Annotated in this window: 14 protein-coding genes, 1 tRNA gene and 1 CRISPR repeat array (1 of these 16 running past the window's edge); of the genes, 10 read left to right on the top strand and 5 right to left on the bottom strand. The window is 40.1% G+C overall.

Features of this window, described 5'->3' with window-relative positions; translation table 11 throughout:
• Positions 1-1439: direct repeats of the CRISPR family, unit length 36 nt; unit sequence GTTTCCATTCAACTAATTTCTCTAATAAATAGAGAG (it extends 2203 nt beyond the left edge of the window).
• 195 nt (positions 1440-1634) lie between these two features.
• The 3 genes from cas2 to csx18 are packed head-to-tail and all read right to left on the bottom strand — an operon-like array spanning position 1635 to position 3220.
• Complete coding sequence (cas2, locus tag PLE7327_RS10825; RefSeq protein WP_015143870.1) at positions 1635-1913, bottom strand: CRISPR-associated endonuclease Cas2; 279 nt, start codon at positions 1911-1913, stop codon at positions 1635-1637.
• 8 nt (positions 1914-1921) lie between these two features.
• Positions 1922-2914, bottom strand: a complete 993-nt coding sequence (gene cas1 / locus PLE7327_RS10820; RefSeq protein WP_015143869.1) for a CRISPR-associated endonuclease Cas1 — start codon at positions 2912-2914, stop codon at positions 1922-1924.
• An 18-nt stretch (positions 2915-2932) separates the two neighbouring features.
• A complete protein-coding gene (gene csx18 / locus PLE7327_RS10815; protein WP_015143868.1) occupies positions 2933-3220 on the bottom strand; it encodes a CRISPR-associated protein Csx18 in 288 nt (95 codons plus the stop codon).
• A gap of 290 nt (positions 3221-3510) precedes the next feature.
• Here csx18 and PLE7327_RS10810 point away from each other — a divergent pair, with 290 nt between their 5' ends.
• The 8 genes from PLE7327_RS10810 (at position 3511) to PLE7327_RS10775 (ending at position 14429) form a co-directional block, all read left to right on the top strand.
• Positions 3511-4752 carry a YafY family protein gene (locus PLE7327_RS10810; protein WP_015143867.1) on the top strand — a complete coding sequence of 414 codons (1242 nt, stop codon included), beginning with the start codon at positions 3511-3513 and terminating at the stop codon, positions 4750-4752.
• Between the two features lie 147 nt (positions 4753-4899).
• Positions 4900-8019: a type III-B CRISPR-associated protein Cas10/Cmr2 gene (locus PLE7327_RS10805; protein ID WP_015143866.1), complete on the top strand. Its 3120-nt coding sequence runs from the start codon at positions 4900-4902 to the stop codon at positions 8017-8019.
• A gap of 5 nt (positions 8020-8024) precedes the next feature.
• Positions 8025-8405, top strand: a complete 381-nt coding sequence (locus tag PLE7327_RS10800) for a four helix bundle protein (RefSeq protein ID WP_015143865.1) — start codon at positions 8025-8027, stop codon at positions 8403-8405.
• 85 nt (positions 8406-8490) lie between these two features.
• Complete coding sequence (locus PLE7327_RS10795) at positions 8491-9672, top strand: type III-B CRISPR module-associated Cmr3 family protein (protein ID WP_015143864.1); 1182 nt, start codon at positions 8491-8493, stop codon at positions 9670-9672.
• Between the two features lie 16 nt (positions 9673-9688).
• Complete coding sequence (gene cmr4 / locus PLE7327_RS10790; RefSeq protein ID WP_015143863.1) at positions 9689-10477, top strand: type III-B CRISPR module RAMP protein Cmr4; 789 nt, start codon at positions 9689-9691, stop codon at positions 10475-10477.
• Positions 10478-10577: 100 nt separating this feature from the next.
• Positions 10578-10973 carry a hypothetical protein gene (locus tag PLE7327_RS10785; RefSeq protein ID WP_015143862.1) on the top strand — a complete coding sequence of 132 codons (396 nt, stop codon included), beginning with the start codon at positions 10578-10580 and terminating at the stop codon, positions 10971-10973.
• A 103-nt stretch (positions 10974-11076) separates the two neighbouring features.
• Positions 11077-13065 (top strand): RAMP superfamily CRISPR-associated protein, encoded by a 1989-nt coding sequence (locus tag PLE7327_RS10780; protein ID WP_015143861.1) that lies wholly within the window; start codon positions 11077-11079, stop codon positions 13063-13065.
• 83 nt (positions 13066-13148) lie between these two features.
• Positions 13149-14429 (top strand): hypothetical protein, encoded by a 1281-nt coding sequence (locus tag PLE7327_RS10775; RefSeq protein ID WP_015143860.1) that lies wholly within the window; start codon positions 13149-13151, stop codon positions 14427-14429.
• Between the two features lie 129 nt (positions 14430-14558).
• Here PLE7327_RS10775 and PLE7327_RS10770 read toward each other — a convergent pair whose 3' ends face one another.
• Both PLE7327_RS10770 and PLE7327_RS10765 read right to left on the bottom strand, forming a co-directional pair.
• A complete protein-coding gene (locus PLE7327_RS10770; protein ID WP_015143858.1) occupies positions 14559-14948 on the bottom strand; it encodes an alr0857 family protein in 390 nt (129 codons plus the stop codon).
• A 23-nt stretch (positions 14949-14971) separates the two neighbouring features.
• The gene (locus tag PLE7327_RS10765; protein WP_041393145.1) at positions 14972-15505 is read right to left on the bottom strand and encodes an HNH endonuclease; all 534 of its coding nucleotides are present in this window, start codon (positions 15503-15505) and stop codon (positions 14972-14974) included.
• A 450-nt stretch (positions 15506-15955) separates the two neighbouring features.
• On the opposite strand from PLE7327_RS10765, the gene PLE7327_RS10760 reads away from it, so the two are divergent.
• Both PLE7327_RS10760 and PLE7327_RS10755 read left to right on the top strand, forming a co-directional pair.
• Positions 15956-16291, top strand: a complete 336-nt coding sequence (locus PLE7327_RS10760) for a hypothetical protein (RefSeq protein WP_015143855.1) — start codon at positions 15956-15958, stop codon at positions 16289-16291.
• A gap of 89 nt (positions 16292-16380) precedes the next feature.
• Positions 16381-16453, top strand: a tRNA-Arg gene (locus tag PLE7327_RS10755).
• Positions 16454-16564 lie beyond the last annotated feature (111 nt).

The following is a 16564-nucleotide window of genomic DNA, read 5'->3' as shown; positions in this document are numbered from 1 at the left end:
TCAACTAATTTCTCTAATAAATAGAGAGGCATTCTGATGTTCTTGACTTAGGTTCTGCCAAACCTTTTTGGTTTCCATTCAACTAATTTCTCTAATAAATAGAGAGTCTGAAGTGGCCTGAGGTCCGAGTTCTCTTTCTTGAAGTAAGCCGTTTCCATTCAACTAATTTCTCTAATAAATAGAGAGTTGCCAACTGCCGCATAAACAAGCGCTTGCCGGTAACCAGAGATGTTTCCATTCAACTAATTTCTCTAATAAATAGAGAGTTGAAACAGTAGACGTGCGTGGGGAATCCGATGAGGAAGTTTCCATTCAACTAATTTCTCTAATAAATAGAGAGTTAATCTTGATATAGATTTACAATCCAAAAAAGATAGTTTCCATTCAACTAATTTCTCTAATAAATAGAGAGTTCGCCGAGGAAGCTGGCGGCCAGCGCGTCGTAATACTCGACGTTTCCATTCAACTAATTTCTCTAATAAATAGAGAGTGCATTGCGGGTTTCCAGCTCGCTGGTGATTTTGTGTTTCCATTCAACTAATTTCTCTAATAAATAGAGAGCTTGTTTTAAAATGTCCTCATTGATACTCAAACAGTCGTTTCCATTCAACTAATTTCTCTAATAAATAGAGAGTGACGCACAGGCGAGGGGTTCGGGTCGTGGACCTGACGTTTCCATTCAACTAATTTCTCTAATAAATAGAGAGACCACCGTGTTGCGCCGGGCGCTCCAGGCAAAGCCCGGTTTCCATTCAACTAATTTCTCTAATAAATAGAGAGCGCCGCTGGTGGCGGGAGACTGGCAGGACGACCGTTTCCATTCAACTAATTTCTCTAATAAATAGAGAGGCGAGGTGCGCATGGCGGCCAATCTCAACTGGGTTTATGTTTCCATTCAACTAATTTCTCTAATAAATAGAGAGGGCTTCGGTGCACGGGCAGGTAAACTCCGACGGCGGATGTTGTTTCCATTCAACTAATTTCTCTAATAAATAGAGAGGGAATAAGCGTATCTACAAATCCGCCTATTTTTTCAGGGTTTCCATTCAACTAATTTCTCTAATAAATAGAGAGCTGCAACCTTTGTGAACACAGGAACGGTCAATCCTTTTACCAAGTTTCCATTCAACTAATTTCTCTAATAAATAGAGAGTTTTAATTGTGCTTGTCGCAAGGCCTCAGACCTAGTTTCCATTCAACTAATTTCTCTAATAAATAGAGAGCTTTTTTACAAGCCGTTAACTCGCAAAAACTGGGTTTTGTTTCCATTCAACTAATTTCTCTAATAAATAGAGAGAGGCCGCGCGCACCGTGGCCGAGGCCCTGGCCGGCGTTTCCATTCAACTAATTTCTCTAATAAATAGAGAGGTTGCCTAGCCGCGCCTCGCCGGTCGTGCCCTTGAGTTTCCATTCAACTAATTTCTCTAATAAATAGAGAGTCTTCTTTATTGAAACCTATATCCCAACTAGTGTCCAGAGGGCAATCGCGAGGGGGTCGCGCTTAGGGAGTTACCTGCTCGACAAAAAAGAACTTCTAAATCTTGAAACCCTTATTAAGATTGAGTTCGAGGGGCTGAACGAAAAAAAAGCTTTCTAAAGATTTTTCGAGGCCCTCGCTCTCGGGTGAACCCAAATTAGACGATGAGAGAACTGGGAGGTTTGGTTAGCGGAGGTTGTCCCCAAATTTCTACTTGAGCTAAAGTATGACCGGAAAGGGGATAAAATCTGACACTATCTTCTTCTTCTTTGATGCGTTTTTTCAATCTTTGGCGCAATTCATCATACTTAGCTTTAGTGAGGATACATTCAAAGACAGAATATTGTACCCGCTGACCGTATCCCTCTAATAAATCTGCTACTTTTTTGCGCCGCTTATCGCAAGGAAGATCGTAAACGACTACATAGAAAAGCATCTTTTCAGCTAACGAATCAAGAAAGGTTGATAACCTCGAGAAGGTTCATAGATAAACTGCTTAAACAACTTCACCTGCTGCGCGAGCAAATCCCAGCGCGGTTGCTTCTGTTGGGAATTGGTTTGAACTTCCTCTTCCATACGCTGTAAAAAGGCTTTCAAATATTTCTTCCGTCCCGAATTATTGAGATAGCAGCCTCCATTGCCATATTCAAAGTCGTTGGCAGCATCCATTACTTTGCTATTAACCAGCCATAACACGAGAGAATCGACAATTGGTGCGCGAAATTCTTCGATTAAATCTGAAGCTAGAGCGGCATGACGTTCTGTTCCTTGGTGTAAACAAGCTTGATAGGGATCGAGTCCTTGGATTTCGATTAATGCCAAAAGGTGATTCCATAATACCTGATAGCCAAAACTGAGCAGGGCATTGACAGGATTCCCTGGCGGTCTGCGAGAACGAGCCAGAAAGACAAACTCGCGATTAGTTAAACTTTCGCCAAAAGCGGAAAAATAACTACCACTCCCAGCACCTTCATATCCCATCAATCGCTCTAAATTATCTGCTTGTGTGGCTTTTTGAATCAAATGCTCTAAACTTTGAATGGCAAAAGCGATCGTTTCTGAGTTGTGCCGTCGCTGTTGTCGTAAGAGGATGACGCGGCTATTTTTAAGCTTGGCTCGCACAATTTCCCGTGCTACGAGCAATCGCTCTAGCGAACTAATCTGTTGTTGATAGCGAGTTAGATGGCGATAGCCACGCTCGAGGGGAAGGAGTCGTCCGTAGCAGTATCCCATGCGAGAAAGATAGGCAATGGGAATATTGCGCCACAAGCAGGTGCGAATTGCTTGAGTAGTAACCTGAGATTTACCAAAAATCAGAATTTGTTCCAACAGGGGAAGTTGAACTTCTGCTAAAATTTTTCCTTTCTGCTGGACAATTAGGCTTTCTTGTTTGAGGGAAACGTAACAGCCTTGCTGAGATACATAAAGACTTTTCATGCCTTTTTTACAGCCGAATCAATAACGTTTTCTTCTGTCAATTGCTTTGGGTTGGGAGAAGGGGTTGAATTGTCTGAGTTCTCCACCCCGAGTCAATTGATTGGGAGAGGAAGATTTCAATAACCACGCCACGACCAAATCTCCCAAAGTACACACCACAAAGGTAGAAGCCGTAACCATAACAGTGTTAACAATCACTGCTGCCAATCCTAACGGTGCAATCAAAAGCAAAATGAGGGTAATGGCTCCGTTAACTCCAGCAACAACTACATTGCGCACAAAAGTAGCACGCAGGGAAAGATACATTCGATGCCTCGCTTTTTTTTACAGGTCTAATTCTTATTGCTACTTTAGCTGGGTTAAGTCTCGGTAGCGAATTAAAGCCAATATCGAGATAAGTTTTTCTCTTAGCGGAGTACCTTGGACTTGAGAGTTTTTGCGTCGGTGTGGGTAAGTTAATGCTAGATTGGCTTTAGCTTGACGAGAATAGCTCCCTCAAGTTAATCGTCATTTAAAAACGATGAATTAGGAGCGATGAACGATGAATTAAAACTCATCATTCATCATTCATCATTCATCATTCATCATTCATTATTATGGCTAAACAAGCTAAATCTCATCCTTACGCCGACCCGCAAGCTTTTGACCGTCTGATGTTGTTAATTGCTACTTTGGTTAACTATCCCGGTGTCGGCTATCGGGAAAATGATAGAGCGGAAATCTCAGAACCAGGTAATCATCACAATGCCCTAGAAGCTTTGAAAAACCAGTTGCGAGAGTTGGCAGCCGCAGTTGGATTCCAACTTCCAGAGGGTTATCCAGCTACACCTACCTTGCGAAGAGATTTGGAGAAACTGCGCGATTATTACATTCTCGATCGCCGAATGTATCGCTGGGGTTATTATTTGGGTACTGGAGTCATGGATCGAGATGAATTCAGAGTAGCTTTCAATGCTTTAGAATCTCAAGCTATTTACCAAGGCGACCCCAGAATCAGACAAATTTACCGCCAGCTTCGTAAAAGACTGAGAGGATTTGAATTTAACGAAGTCCAAACCTCCGCCGTTCGATGGGGAAAGGATTACCCGAGAAAAGATTTTTTTTATCCAGTTCGGCAACATTTAAATCGAGCCATTAATTACACAGATCCTCAAGAAATGATGGAAAAAGGAGAATTTAGGAATACTCTGTTCCATCAAATTGACAAGGTCGAACGAGCGATCGTGGAAGGACAAGCGATAGAAATTTCTCGCTCCTTCGATTTGTATGGACATCAAAAAGTCGGCCCGCTTGTAATTTGGCCGCTCCAGTTAATTTACTATGATATTGCTTGGTACTTGCTCTATGAATCTTGTAGTAATGGTTGTTTAGCGATCGCTCGGGTCAATCGTTTTAGTAATTACTGCCAGATTCTGACACCGGGGGGAAGGGGAATAGAAGCCCAAAAACAAAGCCTCAAAAGAGCTTATCGACTTCTCAAGAATGGGTGGGGGTTTAAATTGGGCGAGCTTGAAGAACAACAGTTAGAGTTAAGAGGAGAGCTAGAGTTTGTCAGGGTGAAAGTTCGCTTTTTCCCTCCGGTAAGTAGTTTTATCGAAGAAGGAGAACTGCGCCATTCCCATCAAAAGATTCGGCGCGGACCCAAAGATAGTCAGACGGGCAAGCCTCAGTATGTAGATTACTGCCTCGAATTGCCCCCTCGCTCCTTGGATGAATTTAGTATTTGGGTTCAACGCTATGGCGATCGAGCACAGGTACTATCTCCCCCTCAGTTAGTGGAAAAGCACCGTCAGGCAGCTTTAAATCTAGTCGATAGATACACAAAAGCCAATAATTGAAAATCCGAATCAAAAAATCCTAGAACCCAGACTAGTAGACAATTTCAGACTTTTTTAAAAAAGTAATTGCAAGATCGTGTTAGCTCTAGAATTTAAACGGGAACAATAGCTATAGTTTCAAAAAGCTCTTGTAAGGAACTTTCGATTGTGTCTGAAGCTTACTGGCAAGCCAAAATTTGGGGATTGCTCCACGATCCGGGTTTAAAAGCCTTATCCCACAGTCAAGATTTAGGTAGAGAAGGACAATGGGCAATCCTTAGATGTATGCAAGGATGGCAGTCTCCAAAAGACAAATCTGCGGTAGATTCGCTCAATCGTAGATGGCTAGACTATGTAGGATTATGTGACTTAATCGCCTCGGCAAGCGATCGCAGTACCATAGGTAGACTCGCTCCTCAATATAGTGCGATTAGTTATCAAGAAAACGGGTTACAAATTCACCATTTACTCTCTGGCAAAGCCCAAAAATTACAAATATGCCAATGGCATGAAAGGTTACAACAAGGTAAGCGTAAAGAATTTTTAGAACAGAAAGAACTAGAAGTCTTAAACTCCATCAAAGACTGGGACAATCCCTCTCAAGTACATTGGTGGTTATGGCGTTGCTATCCCGACTTATTAGCTAAAGATACTCCTGAAATTTATTTACTGCCTGCCGAAACTCGCCTACCCGATGCTTCTCTTTGGAGTCATACCAGTATTACTTCCGCTCTAGCTGGAGGATTAGCAGGCTATTATCGACAACAAGAAAATTATCCGGCTAAGAATCAAAGTTTTACTCGCTCCTCTCGTCCTCATTTAGTTGTCTTTACTTTCTCTCCCGTTCAAGAATTAGTAAAAGCTAGTCGGAAAATGCGAGATTTTTGGGCTGGTTCGTGGTTGCTGCATTATCTATCAGCCAAAGTTTGTTGGGAATTAGCCAAAAAATACGGTGCAGATACATTTTTATATCCTTGTTTGTATCAACAACCTTTAATCGACCATTGGTTATTAAAAGAATATCCCCACTTTGGTCAGTGGATAGAGGAACCGACACCACAACAATTACTTACGGCTGGTTTTCCTAATGTCATTGTGATGATTCTCCCCAACAACGGTAAACAGGGAGATGAGATTAAAGATAATCCCATCTATGCAGCAACCCAATATGCCAAACAAGTTTTAGAAAAAGAGTGGCAAGAATTAGGAACTAAATCATTAGAGTTTCTCCAAAAGATGAATCCAGCTTGGAAAGAAATTAACCCTCATACTTGGGATGATTGGCTAAAATCTCAATGGCAAACCTATTGGACGGCTTTACCCATTGGTAATTTAGAGACAGAATTACATCATTCTCCCCGAAAAAATGAAGCAGGAGAATATGAAAAATGGTGCGATTCACAAAATGATTTTACTAATTTAAAAGAAAATTTAGCTTTATTTGAAACCAATGAAGCAAAATTTCTCAAAGCAGTCTTTGGTTTATTAGACAAAGAAACAGAAACTGATTCTAAAGGTTATTCCAGGCAGCCTAATCTGAATGTCGGTTCTTGGTGGGGCAGTATCTTCGATCGCCTTCGCGATAATCTAACCGCAGTCAAAAATGCCCGTACTTGGTCAATGCCAACTGCTTTTGGTCCTCGCTCGACCATTTCTGGAATCGGTTCGGTAGTCCATCCCATTTACGATGAAACTAAACCAGACTGGGCAACAGAAGGACAAACCAAAAAGTTTTGGTCCGAGCAAAAAAATACTGGCTTATTTGATGGCATTGAAGAATTAAACGCTACTGAAGTTGTTAAGCGAGTTTTACATAAAATATTGCCAGATATCTTAGGTATCAACGATTTATCTTTAACTTATCCCGACCTGAGTTCTGGGGTTGCTGGTTGGTTAAAGCAAGCGGAGATAGCAGGAAATAGAGAAGCAATTAAATATTATCAAACTGCTTGTGGTGAAATTTATCAGCAATTTAGTTGGACACAAGATGCAGCCAGAACCGCCTGGGGTATTCCTTGGATTAAAAATAATTATCCCAAATTACCCAATCCTAGATTATTAAATGCAGGTTGGCTAATCGAAGATTTTAAAAATATTGATGAAAAACAAACTGAACTTAGTAAAATAAAAAATATTATTGCTAATTATTTTCCTCCTGGTAAAAATCCGACAGATTGGTATGTACTCGCTGCTGGCGACGGCGATAGCATGCGTGAGTGGTTAAAAGGAGCAAAATTAAAACCCTATCAAGAATATATTCCCCAAGAATTACAAGAAAAAATCGACGGCTTTCCCGACGAAATCAAACAACCAGTAAGCGAATTTCTCAAAGTTAAGAAAAGAATGGGACCCGCTACCCATAGTGCCTTGAGTCGTTCTCTGCTTGATTTTGCCAATCAATTAGTACCTTATCTGACTGAATCTCGCTACGCTGGCAGACTAATTTATTGCGGTGGCGATGATATTTTATCCTATACCAATCTCTGGGAATGGGATAGTTGGCTGTGGGATATTCGTCAGTGTTTTAAAGGTCAAGAAGATCCGCAAGGTGAGTTTGAAAGTGAAGGGGATTATTGGAAATATAAAAATAACTATGAATTAGGAACGATGAACGATAAAAAAAATAACGATGAATTAGGAATTATGAACGATGAACAAAAAGATTTATCCCTCATCATTCATCCTTCATCATTAAACCAAAACTCATCATTCAGCACTCATCCTTCATCATTAACAAACCGTCCTTTATTTACTCTGGGGTCGTCAGCAACTATTAGTTTTGGCATAGTTATCGCTCATCATTCTGTACCATTAGCTATTGCTTTAGAAAATCTTTGGGAGGCTGAAGAAGAAGCCAAAGAGCATTATTATATTGTTAATAACGAAAAATTCTCGAAAGATGCGGTTCAAGTTCGCACAATCTATGGCAACGGTAATATTTTAAAATCTACTGCTAAATTTAAAGTCTTTGCAAGCTGGCGCGAATTGGTAGATTTTGCTCAAACACATTCAGAATTAGACAGTGCCATCTTTGAACAAGCTGCTGAAATTTGGTCAGCTCATCCCGCACCCAAAGTAGCTATTGCTCAATGGACAAAGGCTTTTTGTGAACGACGAGCAATTTTCAGCGAAGAATCAAAATCTCAAAAACAATTATTTATTGACTATTTGAGCAATTTCCTAACCATTTTAGTAGAGCATAGCTTAGATAATAAACAAGCAGATACTGAAATAAAAAATTGGCTCAAATTAGCAGCATTTACTCTAAGAAATAGGCAAATAAATTAGTAACGATGAATGATAAATTAGGAATTATGAACGGGAATAAACATGATTTGAGGAAAAGGACTAAAGATTTTGCCATACAAATTATTATTCTCTATTCAAATTTACCAAAAACAACAGAAGCAAGTGTTATGGGTAAACAAATACTTCGTAGCGGAACTTCCGTTGGCGCACATTATCGAGAAGCAACTCGCGCCCGTTCAACAGCAGAATTTATTAGCAAAATAGAAGGAGGATTACAAGAATTAGAAGAAACTGTTTATTGGCTAGAGCTTTTAACAGAAACTAATACTGTAAATACGGCTAAAACTCAAAATTTGTTTCAAGAAGCAGAAGAACTAATGCGTATTTTAGTTGCCTCTGTCAAAACAGCAAAACGAGCAAACTAATGATGAATGAGGAATGATGAACGATAAACAAAACAATTACTCATTCATAATTCATAATTCATAATTCATAATTCATAATTTATTTATGCACTGGTATACTCTCACACCCCTAGATATACTTTTATTCCGCGACGCTAAACCTTTTAGCCCAGGAGAAAGAGCCTGGGCGGGCAGTGTTTTTCCTCCCAACGGACACGCGATCGCGGGCGCAATTAGAGGATTATTAAATAGTAAAGACAACCTAACTATTAAAGGTACTTTTCTTTGCTATCAACAGCAGCTTTATTTCCCTCGTCCTCTCAATTACGTTAATAACTCTTTGCTCCATCCTTTAACTTGGTTAGATGAAAAATCTCCCGCTCGGCAAATGATTTGGGATAGGCTATCGCCCGCGCCTCTGTTATTAAAAGAAAAAGAATCAGGCAAGGGCAAAGAAAAAGAAAATAAGCTCGAACAAAAACCAAGACATTATTTACCTTTTTCTGTAGTTACCAAACTGCTAAATAACGAAATTTTAAATCCTGAAGATTGGTTATGCCAACAGGGGGAAAGTTCCCAACCCTGGACGGTAGAAACTCGTTCCCACAATGCGATCGCCCCTGATAGTCGTCAGGTAAAAGATGCAGATGGCTACTTTGTCGAGAATGCCATTCGTCTGCATTCAGGTTGGAGTATGGCGATCGCTATAGACAGAAAAATCCCCAATGTTCCTACTTCGATGCGTTTAGGAGGAGAAGGACATCGGGTATTAGTCGAAGAATGTCCTTCACTAGGCGAACAATGGGAGCAATTACAGCAGCAATCTCAACGCAACTATCAACGAGGAGGTAAATCTTTAGCTTATTTAATCACCCCTGGAGTGTTTGAACGCATCCATAAAAACCAAAAAGCAGTTTGTCAACCCTATCCTTGGGAATGGAAACTAGCCCATACAGTTAATTCCAATCAAAAACCAGGAAATTTAGTTAGCGTAGCAACCGCCCAACCTTTACCGATTAGTGGAAGAGTTAAAGACAATGCTGAATTAGGAATGATGAACGATGAACGAAATAATTCATCATTCAGCACTCATCCTTCATCATTAAAAAGCATCCCCGCCCCTCAAGTGTTTGCTGCCCCTGCTGGTAGCGTTTACTACTTAGAGCGACCAGATACTTTGTTTGCTGAGAATCTCAATTCCCAACCAGGTAAAGCTTTAGAAAAAGCCAAACGCTGGCGACAGTTGGGATATTCGGAATTACTTTGGATTTCTTATCAAGATAATTAAACATCAGACTGAAATTATGATTAACTACGCTTATCTTTATTTACTTTCCCCCTTACATACAGGTGGAACAACTCAAGAGGGTAATTTGTTAGGAATTGCCCGTGAATCTCACACCAATTTTCCCTATATTCCTTCTAGCAGTATTCGCGGCAGACTACGGGCTAGTGTTGAAGACAAAGACCAGAAATTTAAACTTTTTGGTACAGATTTAGAGAATGCTAGCCAACTAGAACAAGGAACTATTTGGATCGGTGATGGTTCTCTACTTTGGCTTCCCGTACCTTCTCTCAGTCATGGGGTAGTGTGGGTTAGTTGCCCGATGCTGTTAAAACGATGGGCGAGGTTCACAGGTAAGTTGAATCGAATTCCAGTTGAATATAGCTGCAATTTTTTGAATGGTAACTCGGCTGTTTATCTCAAAGATGCCATTCTCAAAGCAGAAGAATTAAAGCAATGGCAAGATTGGCAAGATTTTCTTCCACAAACTCCTCAAACTAACACGATTGAAAGAGCGATCGTTCTTCCAGACAAACATTGTGCCACCTTAATTCAAATGAGTCTGTGGCGACAGGTCAAAATTAAACTCGACGAAAACAAAACTGTCGATGGTGGTTTTCGCTACGAAGAAGCCATTCCTCCCGATACCCTAATGTATTTTACTTGGGGAACTACCTCGGCTGCTAATGGTACGGCATCTCAAATACATCAAGAGTTCAGTCAGTTACTAGCCAAACACGAAATCTTGCAAATTGGCGGACAAGAAAGCTTAGGAAGAGGCTTTGTTCAACAGTGGCTAGAAAAATGATGAATTAGGAATTATGAACGATAAACAAAAAGATTCATCATTCAGCATTCATCCTTCATCATTAAAACAAAACTCATCACTCATCACTTATTTAAAGTCTATGCAAACCTTTGACCCCCGAACCTTCAGCACTCCCGTCTACGAAGCTTTACAAGAGTTACGCAATCGCAATAGTAACGATAATTCTCGTCTTAAAGAACAAAAAAGCCAAGCAGTCGAACTCTATACCTATCTTGCTACTTGGGGCATGATGCGATTAAAAGCCGAAGAACAAGCTTTAAGCCAGAAAGGTAAACAAGATGTAGTCAAAAAGTACTTTGAATGTCTGCAACTTCTTTCTCCAGTCAAAGATTTAGCTGGTAATAAAGGTTTAGATTCTCTCAAACAACTCAAAGCCGATGATTATCTGGGTTTAACTGGACTGGGATTAAACTTGGCACAAGAATTTAGTTTTTGGGCAAATGCTATTTACCATGATGTCAAAGGCGATGCTTAAGAAAATGATGAATTAGGAATGATGAACGCGGAATAATTAAATATTCATCACTCATTTTTCATCATTTAAAAAACTTATTACTTATTAATTTATAGTTTTTAAAATGTCTCCTCAACCTATTCAACGACCTCAAAGACCGATAACAAGACCTAATAGATCTCAACAATCTTCCAATCATAATGGTGGAGGAAATAACGACGGTCATGGAAATAGAAGAAATAATAATGGAGGAAACAACAATGGAGGAAATAACCAACCTCCTTCGCCTTGGCTAAACTCGGATAAACCACCTAGACCTGATTCTACAGCTAGTTTTGTCGAATACTTGCGTTGGATGCGTGAACCAGAACGGGAATATAAAGACGCGACTAAAATACAGATCTTGCAATTAGCCCAGGAAAATGCCAATTATCGCGATCGCCTGAAGCAATTAAATCAACGTACCGAACTAATCGCAGGTAAAGAAAACACCTTTACAGTCAAATGCCCCTGGCGTATTCGTGTTGGCGGACATCGCGGACCCGAAAGTATATTATTACCCGCTTTTGATGCTTTGGGAATGCCCTATATTCCAGCCAGTACCCTTCGCGGTGTAGCTAGAACTCAAGCCATTCGAGAAATAGTTGCTGCGGAAAAGATTAAATGGTCGGCAGCAGAACAAAAAATAGCCCCTTACTTTGGTTCGATTGATACCGATAATCCGCAACATAGTACGGGAAAAGTAGTTTTTCTCGATGCCTATCCTTTACCCAGTAAAACTGGTGGTTTGAGTATGGATATGGCAAATAATATTTGGAAATGGGATGAAAATCGGCAACCCAAATACGAATCTAACCCCAATGTTTTCCTATCTCTTCAAGAATCTAGTTTTTTAATTGGTTTACGTTTAGCTAGTAATTGTCAGGATAAAGAAGTTTTAAATAAAATCAAAAAATGGTTAATCAAAGGCTTACAAGCTGGTGTAGGTTCGCAAATTAATACTGGATACGGACAGTTAATTTTAGGCGATCGAGATAAATCTAGTAGTGAATTTTTCCGCGTTAAATTTGCCGTAGAAGGGCAATTAATTCACGCTCACCAAAAGTTTGCTAATATCAGACAGCCATTTCAAACAGCTCGAGATGGCAATTTAAAAACTGATAGAAATGGAAACCTAAAACCTGCTACTTCTGCCGTTCCTGAAGTTCGTCCTACGGCTTTTAAATCAATGCTGCGCTATTGGTTTCGGGCTTTTGCTTTGGGTGTATTACCTGTCGAACAAGTCATGAATTGGGAAGGTCAAATTTTTGGTGCCATTACTCCCAAACAACAGTTAGGTTGGGTAAGGGTAAATATTATTAATGGTCAATTAATTCAACCAGAACCAAAAAGAAATAACGAGCGACGTGGCGAACAAGAAGGTATTTTAACCTTATCTTATTCTGTGGCTGCACCTCAAGATAAAAGCCAAGCAATTTCATCTTTATTCAAAAATCTTACTTGGATGATGTTTAATCTTGGTGGCATTGGACAAGGTGCGAGAAGACCCTGTTATTCTCGTCAAAATCGACCATATGCCCCTTGGTTTCGCGGTTCTACTTTCTTTGTTGATGCAGACTTAGAAAACCCTAATTCTTTTTGGTATGCACCAGAATCAGCTAAAAATTTTCAAAAGTTATTTCAAACCAGGCTTAAAACTTTTTATACTGCTTTAGAACAATTAATTCCTAATAGCAATATTGCTAAAAATATTAATTCTCTTCTATCTTTTAATAATCCAAGCGATCGCAATTGGTCTGATGCAGCAGATAATCATTGCCGTATTGTAGTTTGTTCGGGACAAGAACAATACGGCAAACCCCATGCTTTAGCTGTTTTACACGGTCAAGATTTGAAAGTTACTAACTCAAGAGGTCAATTAGATTACGATGGCAATCTTTGCGGACAAACTAATAAGCCTGTCAAACCTTCTCCTGTTTGGATAGCGGATTTAGAAGATTATCAAGTAGTTACAGTTTTTGGTGCAACCGCTAATCCTCGATCTAAATATCTACACAATTTACGTCAGCGATCGCAGCAGTATTATCAAATATTTCCTTTTACAACTAACTAACTCCATCTCTATCTTCTCTGCTTTTGCTTTTCTAAAAACCTCAAATAATCATTACTCGATTCATACTTCATCGTTATTTTAATATGACCAGTATTGTTTTATCTTTTGTCGGCAATCAAGATCCAGGTACGGATAAAAATGACAAAGAAGGATCGATTGTTAGTTTAACTAATCACTTATTAGAACAAAATCAAGAAATTAAGCGCGTAATTTTACTATATACTCACGGCACTCAAGAAGCTGCTAATTTTACTAAAGAATGGCTACTTTCAAGTGAATTACCTCAACTAAAAATTGTTGAAAAAAATATCGAATTAATTCCAGTAGATGAAAAACTATCTCAAGATCCAATCGATTTATTATTAGCAATTCAAGCAGCGAGACAAGCGTTAGAACGAGCCAAATTGTATTTGAATCGAGGAGATTTTTTAGAATTAAATGCTTCTTCTGGTACACCTGCAATGAAATCGGCTTGGAATATTTTACAAGCTGCTGGTTATGCACCTCAAAGTCGAGTCTGGCAGGTAAGAAATCCTGACAAAATGATGCCCGGTCAAAGCAGAGTATTTGAAACTAATGTCAATTCTCTTAAAAAAGAATTTGATTTAAAAGTTATTCGAGAGCAGATTAATAACTATAACTATAGTGGGGCTTTAGCTAACTTTAAAGAAAGCGGTTTGAAAGATAACGGGGTCAGCGTTCTTTTAGAATATGGACGTTGTCGTCTAGCTTGCGATTTTCAAAAAGCTCGTCAAGAAATTCATCAGTTTCGGACAATAATCGACCCGAGACTTTCAGAAGAAATTGATCGTTTAGCTAGTCACGATCAAAAGTACTTTGTTGTTGAATTATATTTCCAGGCTCTCACCAAACTCAAAAATCAAGAGTATTCTAATTTTTTGGTGCTTCTTTTTGCTTTCCAAGAAAGCGTCTTGCGCTTTCAAGTAAGAAAAAGATTGTGTCCCAAACTGCTCAATTATCCTTGGAAAGATGTGAAAGAACAGGTTGAAAAAGCTATTCAACAATATCAGGAAGGACAACTGTACAGCTATTTGCAAAATTACCGATTACCCAATGGTCGCTCTCTACAATTAAATCATCCAAGCCGACCAGTTTTACTAGCTATTTTAGAATATGTTTCCGAGCAATCAAGCTTATTAGAGCCACTGAAGAAAATAAACAAGTATTGCGACCAAAGAAACGATTATGTCCACCAATTTGAAGGAGTTTCTTTTCTAGAAGATCAAGAACGTTTAGTTAGAGACATACGCAAAATTGTTCGGCAAATTGCTCAAATACCCGAACAAAATTCCTTCGAGCTTCTCAATCAACAATTACATTCCTTATTGACTAGCTCTCTCTAGCTAAATGAAGCATCCTCGCGAAGTAACTGTAATGAGATTTACTAGCAGCTTAGATCAGGGTTGTCCATTTTTGACCAAAGAAACAACAGAAATAGGAACAATAAAATACATTTATTTCTCTGGCTACTATCAGTCATTAACTACAGAAGCCCCAATTTGAACTTCCTGCCACAGTTGGTAGAGGAAAAATTCAGTTCGTTGGCTCATGACAGTAACAAATATTCCTTCTTCGCTATCTGGCAATGAAGCTAGCCAAGTTCCTTGCAGGATGACTTCGACATACTCGCCATCGCAAAAAGATAGTTCGATGCTCTCGCCGTTTTCCTTTTGAACGAGTTTTTCTAGATCGCTCAAGTAGGGCAAATCGGCGGGGAGTAAAAAGGCAGCCGTGCTGGGTTCGGCATAGAAACCCGTCCCAGATCGCAGAGCGAGAATAACTCTGGTAGTTACCCAATCTTCGAGAGATTGAGCCAGATGCTCTAAATTAAAGCCATTTTCAGTATAGGTAAGTTTCAGCATCGGTCTGAGTTTCCCAACTAGGGCTAATTAATTGTTTTTAATTCCGAATCCAGTTGTTGTTTGCGCCAAAACCGTTCGGCGAAAGCGATCGCGGGGTGAATAGGAGCCTTAGGAATCATTTTCAACAGCATTCCAGCTTCCTGGGGAGTGCGATCGCCTTTACGGGAGTTACACGGCTCGCAAGCGATAACTACATTATCCCAAGTATGTTTTCCACCTTTCGAGCGCGGAATTACGTGGTCGAGCGTTAAGCGTTTGCCACTCCCGCAGTATTGACACTGATGTTTGTCTCGCCGTAGCACCTCGCGCCGACTGACGGGAGGCACTTTCCAGATTCGCTCTCGACTGTGAATTTTGAGACGAATATGGGCGGGGACTTCTAGAATTAGGTTCGGCGAACGAACTTCAAAAATCATTCCATCGGCAAACTCCATCGGTTCGGCTTTGCCAGTCACTAGCAGGCAAATGGCGCGTCGGATATTGACCCGACTAATGGGAAGATAGTTTTTTGAAAACACCACTACCGATCGATCTAATATTTCAGTTGCACTGCTCACGGCTGACACCATTTATAGATTGTTTGGATTGAAAATAGATTGTTTGGATTGAAAAACCCCCACTTCTTTGGTTAGAGGCGGGGGTGTAGCAACCTTTATGGTTCTTTTAATTTACTTAGGTACAGTACTGGCTAGTATGCACCTCCCGCGTCCTAAATACAGTTTTACGTTAATACCTTCAAGCTTACCGCCGCAGATATGGCGATAATCTCGATCGCTATTAATTTGAGGTTTAAATCTAATTGCATCGTTCGTATCTCCGAGCTGCCCTAAATATGAAAATACCCCCGCTATTGCCGCAAATTGCCAACTATTTGGGCAGCTGGCGGCAAAAATGGAGGTTAGTAGGGAAGACGGAAGCATTGATGAATTTTTTACTCGTGCCAAAAGGGACATTTTAATACTACACTTGTATTACTGAAATGTCTACTACCTGGAGGAAAAAAAATTATGCGAACGCTGACTCGCACATCCACAACCGAGATGGAAGTTACTAGCATCCGCCTTGAGAGATCCCTCAAAGATAGACTCAAAGAACTGTCTGGCAACCAAGGCTATCAAGCGCTGATCAGAGACATTCTCTGGAACTACGTACAACAGAAGTCGGGAGATTATCGACCGCAGTTTTCGAGAGCCGATATTCGCGCTACGTTAGAAGCAACTGCTAGAAAGGATGAAAGCTGCGTCCTAACCGGAAAGCTAATTCGGGAAAATGAACCAATGTTACTAGGATTGACAATACACGGAGATTTTGTGCCTTTGAGTTTAGAGAGTTTGGCAGGTTAACCATTGAAGACTGGAGATTGAGGAAAACTGTATCCAATCTCCAGTTATCGTGTAAGATCGTTTTGTTGCGATCGCTTCATCTGGTGCTTGGGAGAGTAGCTCAATGGATAGAGCAACCGCCTTCTAAGCGGTCGGTTGTGGGTTCGAGTCCCGCCTCTCCTGTGAAAAAATCAAGTTTTCTGGCCACGACCGCGACGAGAAAAACCTTACTCTTTTTTGAATCAATTTTCTAAAACATACCTTGCACATTTTTCCATGTAAGTTTGAAGGTTT

Source organism: Pleurocapsa sp. PCC 7327, from assembly GCF_000317025.1.
GTDB lineage: Bacteria > Cyanobacteriota > Cyanobacteriia > Cyanobacteriales > Microcystaceae > Hydrococcus.
This window is presented reverse-complemented; position numbering and strand designations above follow the sequence as displayed.